The 12,922-nt window shown below is 64.9% G+C and carries 16 protein-coding genes; 7 read left to right on the top strand and 9 right to left on the bottom strand.

The window, feature by feature from the left end:
• The first annotated feature begins 10 nt into the window (after nucleotides 1-10).
• Both ABD842_RS01240 and lpdA read left to right on the top strand, forming a co-directional pair.
• Entirely contained in the window at nucleotides 11-475 is a 465-nt protein-coding gene (locus ABD842_RS01240; protein WP_345108895.1) for a MaoC family dehydratase, read from the top strand.
• Between the two features lie 206 nt (nucleotides 476-681).
• Nucleotides 682-2,088: a dihydrolipoyl dehydrogenase gene (gene lpdA, locus ABD842_RS01235; RefSeq protein ID WP_345108892.1), complete on the top strand. Its 1,407-nt coding sequence runs from the start codon at nucleotides 682-684 to the stop codon at nucleotides 2,086-2,088.
• A 176-nt stretch (nucleotides 2,089-2,264) separates the two neighbouring features.
• On the opposite strand, the gene ABD842_RS01230 is transcribed toward lpdA, so the two are convergent.
• The 5 genes from ABD842_RS01230 to ABD842_RS01210 all read right to left on the bottom strand — a co-directional run bounded on the left by ABD842_RS01230 (nucleotide 2,265) and on the right by ABD842_RS01210 (nucleotide 7,107).
• A complete protein-coding gene (locus ABD842_RS01230) occupies nucleotides 2,265-3,335 on the bottom strand; it encodes a DUF6268 family outer membrane beta-barrel protein (RefSeq protein WP_345108889.1) in 1,071 nt (356 codons plus the stop codon).
• Between the two features lie 92 nt (nucleotides 3,336-3,427).
• A complete protein-coding gene (locus tag ABD842_RS01225) occupies nucleotides 3,428-3,886 on the bottom strand; it encodes a DUF2147 domain-containing protein (RefSeq protein WP_345108887.1) in 459 nt (152 codons plus the stop codon).
• Between the two features lie 235 nt (nucleotides 3,887-4,121).
• Entirely contained in the window at nucleotides 4,122-4,541 is a 420-nt protein-coding gene (locus ABD842_RS01220; RefSeq protein WP_345108884.1) for a hypothetical protein, read from the bottom strand.
• Nucleotides 4,542-4,692: 151 nt separating this feature from the next.
• Nucleotides 4,693-5,238: a helix-turn-helix domain-containing protein gene (locus ABD842_RS01215; protein ID WP_345108881.1), complete on the bottom strand. Its 546-nt coding sequence runs from the start codon at nucleotides 5,236-5,238 to the stop codon at nucleotides 4,693-4,695.
• 204 nt (nucleotides 5,239-5,442) lie between these two features.
• Nucleotides 5,443-7,107 (bottom strand): hypothetical protein, encoded by a 1,665-nt coding sequence (locus ABD842_RS01210; RefSeq protein WP_345108878.1) that lies wholly within the window; start codon nucleotides 7,105-7,107, stop codon nucleotides 5,443-5,445.
• 70 nt (nucleotides 7,108-7,177) lie between these two features.
• Between ABD842_RS01210 and ABD842_RS01205 the strand changes: the two genes are divergently transcribed.
• The 3 genes from ABD842_RS01205 (at nucleotide 7,178) to ABD842_RS01195 (ending at nucleotide 8,621) form a co-directional block, all read left to right on the top strand.
• Complete coding sequence (locus ABD842_RS01205; protein ID WP_345108875.1) at nucleotides 7,178-7,765, top strand: YdeI/OmpD-associated family protein; 588 nt, start codon at nucleotides 7,178-7,180, stop codon at nucleotides 7,763-7,765.
• 142 nt (nucleotides 7,766-7,907) lie between these two features.
• Complete coding sequence (locus ABD842_RS01200; protein ID WP_345108872.1) at nucleotides 7,908-8,315, top strand: hypothetical protein; 408 nt, start codon at nucleotides 7,908-7,910, stop codon at nucleotides 8,313-8,315.
• Nucleotides 8,316-8,360: 45 nt separating this feature from the next.
• A complete protein-coding gene (locus ABD842_RS01195; RefSeq protein WP_345108870.1) occupies nucleotides 8,361-8,621 on the top strand; it encodes a hypothetical protein in 261 nt (86 codons plus the stop codon).
• Nucleotides 8,622-8,748: 127 nt separating this feature from the next.
• Here ABD842_RS01195 and ABD842_RS01190 read toward each other — a convergent pair whose 3' ends face one another.
• The gene (locus tag ABD842_RS01190) at nucleotides 8,749-9,603 is read right to left on the bottom strand and encodes a DUF5694 domain-containing protein (protein ID WP_345108867.1); all 855 of its coding nucleotides are present in this window, start codon (nucleotides 9,601-9,603) and stop codon (nucleotides 8,749-8,751) included.
• Between the two features lie 181 nt (nucleotides 9,604-9,784).
• Here ABD842_RS01190 and ABD842_RS01185 point away from each other — a divergent pair, with 181 nt between their 5' ends.
• A complete protein-coding gene (locus tag ABD842_RS01185) occupies nucleotides 9,785-10,885 on the top strand; it encodes a M23 family metallopeptidase (RefSeq protein ID WP_345108864.1) in 1,101 nt (366 codons plus the stop codon).
• Nucleotides 10,886-11,117: 232 nt separating this feature from the next.
• On the opposite strand, the gene ABD842_RS01180 is transcribed toward ABD842_RS01185, so the two are convergent.
• The 3 genes from ABD842_RS01180 to ABD842_RS01170 form a co-directional block, all read right to left on the bottom strand.
• Nucleotides 11,118-11,573, bottom strand: a complete 456-nt coding sequence (locus ABD842_RS01180; protein ID WP_073110927.1) for a cold-shock protein — start codon at nucleotides 11,571-11,573, stop codon at nucleotides 11,118-11,120.
• A 218-nt stretch (nucleotides 11,574-11,791) separates the two neighbouring features.
• Nucleotides 11,792-12,409 carry a pseudouridine synthase gene (locus tag ABD842_RS01175; RefSeq protein ID WP_345108856.1) on the bottom strand — a complete coding sequence of 206 codons (618 nt, stop codon included), beginning with the start codon at nucleotides 12,407-12,409 and terminating at the stop codon, nucleotides 11,792-11,794.
• Complete coding sequence (locus ABD842_RS01170; RefSeq protein ID WP_345108854.1) at nucleotides 12,410-12,619, bottom strand: alkylphosphonate utilization protein; 210 nt, start codon at nucleotides 12,617-12,619, stop codon at nucleotides 12,410-12,412. It lies immediately after the preceding gene.
• Nucleotides 12,620-12,726: 107 nt separating this feature from the next.
• Here ABD842_RS01170 and ABD842_RS01165 point away from each other — a divergent pair, with 107 nt between their 5' ends.
• Entirely contained in the window at nucleotides 12,727-12,915 is a 189-nt protein-coding gene (locus tag ABD842_RS01165) for a hypothetical protein (protein WP_345108850.1), read from the top strand.
• Nucleotides 12,916-12,922 lie beyond the last annotated feature (7 nt).

Here is a 12,922-nt window from a genome sequence, read left to right as displayed (position 1 = left end):
AACACCCCGCATGAGCAGCATTACCATCCGCAGCCTGAGAGAGCTGGAGCAGTACGAAGGCCAGGAGCTGGGCCTTTCCGGATACCACACCATCACCCAGGAGCAGATTACCCGCTTCGCCGAAGCCACCCTCGACCACCAGTGGATTCACCTCGACGCCGAGCGGGCCCAAGCCGAGTCGCCCTTCGGCGGCACCATTGCCCACGGCTACCTCACCGTGGCTTTGCTGCCTTACCTGTGGACGCAGATTGTGCACATCGAAAACCTGAAGATGCAGGTCAACTACGAAATCGAAAGCCTGCGCTTTAACCAGGCCGTGCTGGTCAACAGCGACGTGCGCCTGCGGGCCCGGCTGCTGTCGGTGAAGGATCTGCGCGGCATTGCCAAGGCTCGCATTGAGGTAGCGCTGGAAATCCGGGATGCCAAAAAGTCGGCGTACACCGGCGTCATTACGTTTCTCTACCACTTTCTGTAAAGTGCGCCCGGCGGGCCAGAGCTGGCAAGCTGGTTCATTGCTCAGCTGACTCTGCGCATCAGGCAGACCGGGACCAGGGGTGGTTGACAATCGTTGAGCGGTTTCTAGCGCTGGTTAACCACCCCTGGCCCCTCCTTGAAAAAAGGAGGGGAACTAGCTTTTAGCCCGTACCTTCGCCCTGCTGATTTCCACCGAATTCACCCCCTATGAATCAATACGACGTTACCGTCATTGGCTCCGGCCCCGGCGGCTATGTGGCGGCCATCCGCTGCGCCCAGCTGGGCCTCAAAACCGCCCTCATCGAGAAGTACGACACGCTCGGCGGCACCTGCCTCAACGTGGGCTGCATCCCGAGCAAGGCTCTGCTCGACTCGACCGAGCACTACCACAACGCCCACACCACCTTCAAGGAGCACGGCATCGAGCTGAGTGATTTGCAGGTGAACATGAACCAGATGATTGACCGCAAGAACGGCGTGGTCAAGGCCAATACCGACGGCATCATCTACCTGATGAAGAAGAACAAGATTGACGTCATCCACGGCGTGGGCTCGTTCGTCGACAAGAACCATATCAGCATCGCGCCCACCGCCGGCGGCGAGGCCCAGCAGATCGAAACCAGGAACGTCATCATCGCCACCGGCTCCAAGCCCACGGTGCTGCCCTTCATCGGCCAGGACAAGGAGCGCATCATCACCAGCACTGAGGCCCTCAACATCCGCGAAGTGCCCAAGCACATGATTGTGATTGGCGGCGGCGTCATCGGCCTCGAAATGGCGTCGATCTACGCCCGCCTCGGCGCGAAAGTATCGGTGGTGGAGTTCCTGGACTCGCTCATCCCGACCATGGACCGCGGTCTGGGCAAGGAGCTCAAGCGTATCCTGGGTAAAATCGGCATCGAGTTCTTTCTCAGCCACAAGGTCACCGGCGCCACCCGCGAAGGCGACGCCGTCACCGTCACCGCCACCAACCCCAAGGGCGAGGAAGTGAAGTTCGAGGGCGACTACTGCCTGGTGGCCGTGGGCCGCTCGCCCTTCACCGCGGGCCTCAACCTGGAAGCTGCCGGCGTGCAGCTGGAGGAGCGCGGCCGCATCAAGGTCGATGCGCACATGCAAACCTCCGTGCCCGGCATCTACGCCATCGGCGACGTGGTGCGCGGGGCCATGCTGGCCCACAAGGCCGAGGAAGAAGGCGTGTTCGTAGCCGAAACCATCGTGGGCCAGAAGCCCCACATCAACTACCTGCTGATTCCGGGCGTGGTGTATACCTGGCCCGAAGTGGCGGCCGTGGGCTACACCGAGGAGCAGCTCAAGGAGCAGGGCAAGGCCTACAAAACCGGCTCGTTCCCCTTCCGCGCCTCGGGCCGCGCCCGCGCCAGCATGGACCTCGACGGCTTCGTGAAGGTGCTGGCCGATAAGGAAACCGACGAAATCCTGGGCGTCCACATGATCGGGCCCCGCATTGCCGACCTGATTGCCGAAGCCGTGACGGCCATGGAGTTCCGCGCCTCCGCCGAGGACGTGGCCCGCATGAGCCACGCCCACCCCACCTACGCCGAAGCCATGAAGGAAGCCTGCTTGGCCGCCACCGAGAACCGGGCGATTCACATGTAGAACGTCATGCAGAGGCGCAGCCGAAGCATCTCGCGTGCAACACTATTGTCATGCTTGATCTGGCGTCCGCTTGCCGAAGCATCTCTACCGCTTCGTTGGGCAAGAATAAAAAAGAGGCTGAAGCTCCCGGAGCTTCAGCCTCTTTTCATTGGGGGCGCAGTGCTACCCGACGCGCCCTACGGGCTAACCAGGTTCAGGCTGAGGTTGAAGTAGAGCGGGTTGGTCAGCTCGTTCTGGTAGAGCGAGGGCTCCGAGCCGAGCAGGCTTTCCCGCTCGCCGGTGGGGTTCTGGTCGCGGAAGGCGTCGTTGCGGTAGTTGTAGCGCAGCCCGGCCTGGGCCGACAGCCACACGAAGCCCGCCAGCTTCCGCTCGTAGGTGACGCGGGGCTTGAGCTCACCCCGGCGCAGGTACACGTCGCCCCGGCCGGCGTTGCCGAGGTAGTAGGCGTTGCCTTCCAGCTCGTAGCCCAGCTTCAGCAGGGCATTGGTGCCGAAGTTGCGCCGGATTTCGGCGCGGGCCGGAAACACCACTTCGCAGCCCCACTTAGGCGAGAAGGTGCGGTTGTAGAGCACCACCGGAATGTAGAGCAGCTGCCCGGCGCGGTAGGTGCGGCTCAGGCCCAGGCCCCACTGCAGGTTGTCGTTGGGTTTCCAGCCGTAGATGGCCGTGCCGCTGTAGGTCAGGTTTTTGGAGCTGATGTCGCCGGGTTTGCGGTAGTTGCCGCTGGCATCGGCATTAAGCTGCACCAGGGCAAAATGCTTGATATCGAAGGGCTTGAACACGGTGGCGTTGAAGCCGGTGGTGCGCAGGCCGTCCTCCAGCTGCCGGAAATACAGGGAACGTTCGGGGTTGGCCACGTCCAGGCCGGTGTTCCAGTACGTCAGGCCCAGGTTCACGATGAGGTTGTTGCGCGAAATCACCGGCGCGTTGAACGCCAGCCGCAGGCCGCGGGCCGAGTTGATCTTGGTCTCGGCCACCGAAGGCTCGCCGTTGTTGATAAGCGTGTGCTGGCCCGTCGAGGTCAGCGTGTAGGGCAGCTGGGCCTCGTAGCCCACCGAAATAAGCTTGGTGGGCGAGATATACAGCACCTTCTGGGTGTTGTAGGTGCCGCCGCCGGCGCTGACGTCGCCAAACTCGTCGAAGTTTTCCAGGGCCGGCGGGGCCGTCGTGGTGGTGTCCGTAACCTGGGCCAGGGCGGGAGCCGTGGCCAGCAGCAGGGCCAGGAGCGAAAGGTAGCGTTGATTCATGCAGCAGGAAAGAAGTGGAAAATAAACAAAAAGACCGGCCCCGGCGGCCCGCCGGAGCGGAGCCGCCGGGGCCGGTCAGAAGGGCAGGGCTACTACTTCTTCACCTGCCGCTTCCACACGTCGGTACGGCCGAACAGGGACACGCCGATAAAGCCCCGCACCTCCAGGGTGTTCGGGTCGGTCATGGTCATTTCGCAGCTGTAGTCGCTGCCGTTCTTGGGGTCGTAGATTTTGCCGTTCTCCCACTTGTTCTCCTCGGTCTGGGTGAACTCGCGCATGTTTTCCAGGCCTTTCAGCTTGTTTTTGCGCTTGGTTTCGTCAGGGTTGTTGACGTCGGTGCGGGGCGTGCCGTCGGGGTTGTTGGCCACCTTGAGCCACACAATGCGGCCGTAGTACTTGTTGCCCTTCTTATAAATCTGGACCATGCCGGTGCCTTCCCCGTTTTTCCAGACGCCGATGACGGCATCGGGGTTGGGCGCGGCCTGGATAGTGGTGGTGGCGGTCAGCAGTAAGCCAACCAACAGAAGGAAGCTGAGAAGACGCTTGATCATGGGGAATTCGGGAGAAGAGTGGGAAATGAGTTGAGGAAGCTAAAAGTATTCAAAAAGGTCTGGTATTCGGCATAACCGGAAATCATTTTGCAAGCTGGCCCCGGAAGTAAAAAGCAAACCCGGTAGTCTGTGCCGCCGCCGCCGGCCGGGTGGCGGCGGAGTCCGTGGGCAGCATTCCACCAAAAAGCCGCCCGCTGCATCCGCAACGGGCGGCTTAGAGCTACTCAGCACCTCCCTACGCCGGCAGCGTGGTGCGGTGCTGGGCGATGCCGGCTTTCACGGCGGTGAGCACCTCGACCTGCCTGGCAATCTGCTCCACGCCCACGTCAGCCAGGAAGTGGGTGACGCTGGTGGTCTGCTTGGCGCGCTTCAGCAGCTTCTTGCGCTGGGCCAGCGCCGTGTCGCGCTCCAGCGTTTTCTGCTCGCGGGTTTCGGCGTCGATGGTGGTGAGGCCCAGGATGGCCTCGGCCGTGGCAATGCGGGTGTCCAGCACGCTCAGCTGGGCGGCAATGCTGGCCTGGGAACGGTCGGCGCGCTCCTCCGACAGGTCGATGTTGGCATCGCGCACCGTGTAGGAGAGCAGCTCGAAGTCGACTTCGACGGTGGCCGCGTCGCACTCGGCGCGGGTGGTGAGGGTGGTGTAATCTAGTGGCATTGGTAAAAATGGTTAAGGTTAGAGATACCCGAACATAGGAAGGCCGACGGCTTGGGTAAAGGCCATTGAGGCTTTTTTTGTGACATGACCAAAGGCGAGCCCGGGCTGCTGACAAGCGCCGTTGGCGGCCCGCTTTTCCCACTGGCACTCGCTACTGGCCCGCCAGGGCGGCGGCTTCGGCCTCACAGGCGCGGGCCTGGGCCAGCAGCCGGTGCCAGCGCGTGACATCGGTGGCCGACAGCGGGCGGGCGCGGCGGTGCAGCCAGCGGGTCAGCCAGGCGGCGTGCTCGGCGGCGGGGGCCGTGGGTGGGGGCAGCAGGGCGGGCAGGGCCTGCTGCCAGCGGTGGGCGTGGTGGGCCCGGTGCGCCAGCTTGCCGGCCTGGGCGCGCAGGCGGGCGGCGCGCTGCAGGCACACGCGGCGGCGGAAGCTCAACTCTCCCGCATCGGGGGCCGGGGCGTTCGGGGGTAGGGTGGTGGGCAGGGGCGCATCGAGCAGGGCAATGGGCTCGGGCAGCTGCCGGGCCAGGGGCAGCATGGCCTCTCCCACGGCCTGGCTCAGGGGGCGGCGGCCGGTTTCGACGCTATGCACCAGCACCGGGCTGATACCCAGGTATTCGGCTAGCTCGTCTTGCCGCAGGCCAAACCAGCGCCGGATGCGCGCCAGCACGTTCAGAGAATCAGCCGGGGGAGGAAGCATGGGCCGGGGAGTTTGTATGACTAAGTATAGAATATTCAAATCACCGATACAAGTCTTGTATGAGCAGTTATGTGTTTTTGAAAACACTCATACAACTCCTGTAGGAGCGTTTTTGGTTTGCTGAAATCACTGGTACAGCCTTGGGCCGGGTAGCCGCCCCGGCTAGGGTATCCGGTTTTGGGCGGGGCGGCGGCCGGGCGGCCGCTACGTCTTCTGCACCAGCTTAAACCCGTCTTTGGTCACCTCGTACTGCTGGCCCTGGATGGTGATGATCTGGCCCTCGACCAGCTTGCTCAGGTCCTTGATGTCGCCCTCGATGGTGTGCAGGGTGAAGCCGTGCTGCCGGGCCAGGGCCAGGTAGCGGGGGTTGATGTAGTCGCGCACCCCGCAGAGGATGATGCGCACGTGGGCCGTGGTGTTTTTGAGCAGCTTCGCGTCGCGGGGGAAGGTGTAGTTGTCGGCAATCAGGATCACGTCGGTGGAGTCGGAGGTGAGGCGGTGGGCGTAGAGCAGGGCCTCGGCGTCGTTTTCGGGCGCGTCGCCGCCCCCGCCGCCCTTCATGGCCTCGATGAGCTTGTTTTTGATGGGCTCATAGCTGTCGGTCTTCACGTGGTAGAGGCCGCCGGTTTTGCCCACCCGCTTGTCCTTGTCGGGCGCGTCGTTGCCGTCGTTGAAGAAGACGAAGGTTTTCTGCTCGTCGAGGGCGCTGAGCTGCAGCCAGGCCAGCAGGTCGTAGGTGTAGGGGAACATGCTGCCCGTCACGTCGGTCACCACCACTTCCTTGGGCCACTCGGGGTGGCGCTGCATCACCCGGCTCACCACGTTGGCGTCAGCGGGCAGCGGCAATTCGTCGCCGGTGGTGTCGGCGGCGGCCAGCAGCTCTCCGGTCCGGGTGATGCGGGCCTCGCAATAGTCGTTTTTGTGCTGGCGGTTGCGCTTTCTCAGAAACACCCGGTAGAGCCGGGCGGCCGAGTCGGGCAGGGCGAAGCTGGTGATGGCCAGGTCGGGCCCGGCCAACGGCCGCCACCCCCGTACCGGCAGGCGCACGGCCCCCTTCACGGTAAAGCCAAACTGCCGGCGGTTAATGGGGAAGCCCGAGGCAAATACCACGCTCCGGCGGATGGCCTCCTCCAGCGCCTCCGCGCACAGGGGCGTGCGGGGGGGCTGCACCTGCACCCGCCGGGTTTTGCCGTGCTCATCCACCGTAAGCTGAAACTTCACAATCTGCGGGGTGCGCTCGGCACAGGTGTAGGCCTGGCGCAGGTGGTGGGCCATCTGGCGAACGGTAAACCGGCTCATGGGCAGGTTGCAGGCCACTCTCTTGCCCTGGCCTTTCTTCTTTTTGGGGAGCTTCCTGTCCAGCAGGCGCAGCTTGCGGGTCAGGCTGTCGAGGTCGGCGCGGCTGGCGGCGGCCGTGGCGTGCCGGGCCACGTACACCACGAAGCCGTGGAAAAACGGCTGGCACTCGGCCGGGCTGCCGCAGCCGGTCTGCTCGACCAGCGTCCAGGTCACCGACTCATCCTGGAGCAGCCCCGGCACGCCCGCGGCCAGGTTGCGGATGCGGCTCAGGTTGAGCTGGCGCTGGTTAAACGTTGGGTTCAGGCGAAAGGCGGTGTAGACCAGATCCACGCGCACGATGTGGCGGCTTTGCAGGTTCAGGGCCCGCAGGTCGGCACCCGAGAAGGAGGAGGGCAGGCTCAGGGCTTCCAGGTCGGGCAGGGGCTGGTAGCGGGCGGTGCGGTAGGCGTTGAGCTGGTCGTAGAACGAGCTCAGCGCGGCGTCGGCAGGCGGGGCCTGGGCCTGGGCGGCGCCCGTCAGCAGCAGCAGCAGGCCGGCCAGCAGCACCGCCTTGATAGATACGGAAAGCATATAGCGGGATAAGGAAAGCAGCAGGGCGTAAAGTACGGGTTTGCCGGCGCCGACCCGCTATCTTCATCCTATGGCCCGCCCCGATACCTACGTCCAGACCCAGCCCGCCAGCCGTGCCGAGTGGCGGCAGTGGCTCATCGACCACCACGCCGGCAGCCCCGGAGTGTGGCTGGTCTACTGCAAAAAGGCCGCCGCCCAGCCCAGCGTGCGCTATGCCGAGGCGGTGGAAGAGGCCCTGTGCTTCGGCTGGATCGACTCCTGGCCCCGCCGCCTGGACGACGAGCGGAGCCAGCTGCTGTTTACCCCGCGCCAGCCCCGCAGCGGGTGGAGCCGCGTCAACAAGGAGCGGTTGGCGCGCCTCGACGCCGCCGGCCGGCTGCTGCCCGCCGGCCGGGCCGCCATCGAAGCGGCCAAGCAAAACGGCTCCTGGGAAAGCCTCGACGCGGCCGAAGCCGGCGCCGTCCCGCCCGACCTGGCCGCGGCCCTGGCCGCCGAGCCCGGGGCCGACCGGTGCTTTGCGGCCTTCTCGCTCTCGGCCCGCAAAATGATTCTGACCTGGGTGCTGGGCGCCCGGCAGCCCGAAACCCGCGCCCGCCGCGTGGCCGAAACCGTGCGGCTGGCCGCCCTGGGCAAGCGGGCCAACTTCGACCGGGAGTGAGCGGGGGTAGGGGCCGGGCCGGGTATCAACCGCCGGGTATTGCCCGCCGGATGGTAACCTTTCGGGCGCCGCTTGCGAATACCTTCTTTCGCGCCCTACCCCGGCATCGGTCCTCCTCCCGCCCGCTATTCTGCATTACGCCATGGCCAAGAACAAGCATAAAAAGAAGCGCTCCAAGCCTGCCGACGACGTGGCCGACGACCTGTTCAGCATCGCGGCCCAGTCGGTGCGGCAGTTTCGGAAAGTGACCAGGGAAATAGCCAAGCTCAGCACCGGGCAGAAGCTGGTGGGCGGTACGGCCCTGCTGGCCGCCGGCCTGCTCTACCTCAACAAGCTCAAGCAGGATGCTGCCGGCTCGGGCTTCAGCTTCCGGCTGCCCCAGGTTGCCACCGCCCAGGTAGTGGAGCCCAACGACGATGAGGCGGGGGAAACCGCTCCGGCCCGGCCCGCGTCCAACAAGGGTCACAAACATGCCAAAGCCGGCCTCAAGCCCGGCAAAGCCCGCAACGCTTCCCGCCCGCCGTCTGCCCGCCCCGACGAGGACGCGTAGCGGCCCCCACTGATATCTGCCTTTTCACTTTACTGCCCCCCTGCCATGAAAAAGACGAAAAACAACAAAGCCAAAGCCGGTAAGAAAGGTCTGCTCGGCCGGGCCGCCAAGTCCTTGCGCAAGCTGGGCAAAGGCGGCACCCTGAGCCGGCTGAGCACCACCCAGAAAGTAGTGGGCGGCACGGCCCTGGTGGCCCTGGGCCTGAGCTACCTGGCCAAGCGGACCCAGAGCATCTCGGCCGCCGTGCCAGCCACTGACGCCGCCAGCGCCCAAGAGCACCTGACCGCCATGGAAGCCAGCAGCTAGCCGGCTGCTTGCCACTTCCACGCACCACGGCCACTGCCCGGACAGGCAGTGGCCGTGGTGCGTTCGGGCCCGTGGGGCGCTGGTCTGGTCGTTGGGCTTCTCCGCCCCGGGCGCGGAGCCGCCGGGCCTACTTGCCCAGCACGTCCTTCAGTTCCCGCAGGCGAAAGCGCGGGTCCAGTTCGGCAAACTCCCGCATCATGGCCGCGTGGCCGGCGCCTACCAGCACCACGGCTTTGCCGTCGGCGGGCGTCATGGTTTTCTGCACAATGGAAAACATGTACAGGTTACGGCGGTACCACTCCGACACGAGGTAGGGCCCGGCGAAGTCGCCCACGGCCCCGGCCCGGTTCAGCTTGTCGATATACACGCGCTTGTTGGCCGTCAGGCTCTGGGGCGTGTTGAAGTCGAGCAGCAGCTGGGTGAGCGAGAAGGTGGCAATTTTCCGGTTCTGGTCGGCCTCCACAGCTTTGAAGGTGGCCTCGATTGCCTGAATCAGCCCTTGCTGGTGGGCGGCCTGCATGGCCTTTATCACACTGTCGTAGGGAAATGCCGTCTTGGTGTAGTCGAGCCCGTAGATGCGGGGCACGCCGGCCTTTTTGCCCGCCCGGAAGGCCAGCTGCATAATCTCATTCTTACGGTAGAAGGCCCGCCGCTGCTCCGGAAACCGGCCCTGGATGTAGGCCTCGTAATCCCCGCGCAGGTAGTGCCGGTACAGGGTGTCCAGCTCGGTCTGCTTGTCCCATGGCGCCTCCACAAAGATCTTGGTGGGGTGAAACCGGCTGATTTTGTCGGTCATGGTTTCCAGCTCGGCCTGAGCTTTGGGCCCCAGGATATCGAAGGACTTGGTTTTGACCAGGTCCAGGCCGGGATTGTGGAAGTGGAAGGTGCCCAGCAGGAGCAGCTCGGCGGGCTTGGTCTGGGCGCGGGCGGCCGGGGCAGCCAGCACCGCCAGCACCGCCAGCAACAGCAGCAGGTATTTCATAAGAAGAACTGGGATAGTGGCGTAGCAGTGGCCCCTGGCGCCGGCAGTACGCCCGGGCCGGGCGCTGAACTACGGCTTTGGCCCGGCTGCCGGGGTATAGCCGATAATGAATATTTTGCGGGTCCCCGGGCAACGGTTCCGGCCGGGCCGGTGTCTGCCCCGCCGTACTCAACCCTTGGCTATGCTTCTCTTTCTTTTCTGGGCCGGCCGCCTGGCCGCCGCCCTGCTGCCCGCTGCTTTTCTCTCCGGCCCCGGCCCCGTCAGCGTGACCGTCGCGCCGACGCGCGTGTTTCTGGAGGAGCGGGCCGGCTCCCACCTCAACTTCGACTTTGCCGTGCAGGCCGGCCCCGACTCGCTGTGGCTGGCCAAGGTGGAGGTGTCGGTCTACGATCAGGCCGGGGCGCTGGTGGTGCGCAAGTTCGTGGACAACAACGGCTTCAGCCCGGCGGTGAGCAGCCTGTCGCACCGCGTGTTTGCGCCGGGCCAAACGGCTTTGGTATTTAACCCCTTCCACTTTTTTGCCCCCGATGTGGAGGTGGCCCGGCTGGCCTACACCTTCGAGTTTCAGGATGCCCGGCGCCGGAAGGTCACCCAGCAGCTGGACGTGCGCCCCGAGCGGTACCAGCCCCGGGCCGCCCTGAAAATCCCGGTTTCGGGCCGCCTGCTGGTCTGGGACGGCCACGACGAAAATGCCCACCACCGCCGCCTCGACTACCTGCACCCCGTAGCCCGGCAGGTCGGCATCCGCACCAACTTCATGCGCTACGCCCACGACTTCGTGGTGGTGAATGAAAAAGGGGAAACCCACTCGGGCGAGGGCAGGAAAAACACCGACTACCCCGGCTTCGACCAGCCCGTGCACGCCCCGGCCGCGGGCCGTGTAGTAGCCGCCTACAGTGCCCAGCCCGACAACGACAACGGCCAGGACTACTTCGACCCCCGCGCCATGGTGGGCAAGGATCCGCTGCTGCTCTACGGCAACTACGTGGTGCTCGACCACGGCAACGGGGAGTTCAGCCTGCTGGGCCACCTGCGCCAGAACAGCGTGGTGGTGAAAGTCGGCGACCAGGTGCGGGCCGACCAGGTGGTAGCCCGCCTGGGCTCGTCGGGCAGCTCTTATTTCCCCCACCTGCACTATGAGCTGCGCACGGGCGCGACGATGAACGTGGAGGGGCTGCCGGCCTACTTCACCCGGTTTGAGCTCGTGCGCGGGAGCCGCCGCCGGACCGTCCGCACGGGCGCCGTCGACAGTGGCGACCTGCTGGTGCAGCCGCGCCGGTAGAAGCGCCACGCCACCAGCTCCGGCTCCTTCGGGCTAGCCGGCTGGGTACGGCAGCGCCGCCGGCGCGGGTCGGCGTGTGCTTCCCGGCCGTATGCGTCCGGCCTAGTGCGTCTTCCGGCCCGATCTGGCAATGTCCGCCGGGTTGTGCTCCAGGTTCTTGGGAGCCGTTGAACGCCAAGAGGCCGGAGCTGCGGGAGCTTCGGCCTCTTGGCATGCTGGGAGCGTAGAAGGGCTAAACGGCCATCTTCACGCCGGTGGCGCTGGCACCTTTCGGGCCCATTTCCACCTCGAAAGTCACCTTGTCGTTTTCCTTGATCGGGCCGCTGAGCGAGTTGGCGTGCACGAAAATGCTTTCCCCGGTCTCCGAGTCCTTGATGAAGCCGTAGCCTTTCGAGTCGTTGAAGAACGTGACGGTGCCCTTGCGGATCAGGTCGGCCGGGTCCATGTCTTCCTGCTTGGGCACGCCCAGCTGGATGTCCTCGGCGTTGATTTCCTTGCGCTTGGTAGGGTCGGGCGGGGTGGTGGAGATGTTGCCGTTCTCATCCACGTAGGCCAGCATCTCTTCCAGGTTCTGACCCTTCTTGGCGTTGGCCTGGCGCTCTTCCTTGCGCTCTTCCTTCTCTTTTTTGTTTTTCTGACGTTTCTTCTCGTTTTCCTTCTTGCCGAAGGAGGCTTGGGACCTGGCCATGCTGGGTGGATGTAGTTAGTTGTTCGATCTGCGGGGCTTCCCAAAACGTAGAAGCAGCGCAGAGAACCGGTGGATAGTTTAAGACAGCTACGCCGGGGTGAAAGTTCAGGCCATATTCAGTATGAAGATGGCCCGGAATTCCCGGCGCAGAAATCCGGTGGCGGCAGGCGGCAAAACCTAGCCAGGGACGAATATACCAAAGCTTCGGCAGTTGCTTGTTACGCAGGCAGCGAAAAATGCGCTACCTCGCGCACCTCGCCCGCCGCCAGCGTCCCCAGCACCAGCGTCCCGACCCGCACGCGCAGCAGGCGCAGGGTCGGAAAACCCACGGCCGCCGTCATCTTGCGGATCTGCCGGTTTTTGCCCTCGGTCAGGGTGATGGAAACCCAGCTGGTCGGTCCGTGCCGGTCGTCGCGGATCTTGCGGGTGCGGGCCGGAAAGTCGGGCGCCGTAGCCAGGCGGCAGGCCCGGCAGGGCAGGGTCTGGTACTTCACGTCGCGAATCCCGATTTCGACGCCCTGCTGCAGCCGGGCCACGGCCGCGTCGGTAATCAGGCCGTCGACCTGGGCGTAGTACTCCTTCTCGATCTTCCTGCTGCGCACCTGCTCGCTCATGCGGCCGTCGGTGGTGAGCAGCAGCAGGCCTTCGCTGTGCTCGTCGAGGCGGCCGATGGCCATGGTGCCGGCCGGGAAGTCGTGCAGCGCGCCCAGCACCTTTTTCTTCTTGAGGTCGGACACAAACTGGCTGAGGTAGCCGAAGGGCTTGTGCACCAGAAAGTGGCGGTGCGGCTCGGGGCGGACGACGGCTTCGGCCGTGGTGGTCCGGGCAGCTTCCACCTAGGCTTTTTTCAGAAACTGGGTTTTGAGCACCATCGTGGTGCCCCCGGCGCGGCCCTCGATTTCCTCGGCGCTGTTGGTCAGGCGGATGTTCTTGACCAGCGTGCCGCGCTTGAGCGTCAGCGACGAGCCTTTCACCTTCAGGTCTTTGATGAGCGTGACCGAGTCGCCTTCGGTAAGCGGGGTGCCGTTGCTGTCTTTTACGTCCATGGAATACGGGTGCAGAATAGGAAAATCCGGGCGGGGCCACTGGGCGCCGGCCCCAAATATCGGCATTTCATCCGGAGACCTTCCCCCAAAGTAGCCCGCCGGCAACGTTGCCGGCATCGTTTGGGCAAAGAAATCCGGCCCCCGCCGCCGACCACGACGGCATGCCCGCCGCCTGGGAGGTCCGCCGCCGCCTCAGCCCCCAGGACGCCGCCGACCGCAGCAAGCGGACTACCGGCGGCTACACGGTGCTGGAGCTCCAGCTGGGCAGCCTGGCCGAAATGCCGGTGAATGACTAGCGGGCGG

The organism is Hymenobacter algoricola (assembly GCF_039539525.1).
Taxonomy (GTDB): domain Bacteria; phylum Bacteroidota; class Bacteroidia; order Cytophagales; family Hymenobacteraceae; genus Hymenobacter; species Hymenobacter algoricola.
Note: the sequence above shows the minus strand (reverse complement) of the source record. Positions and strands in the feature narration are given on the sequence as shown.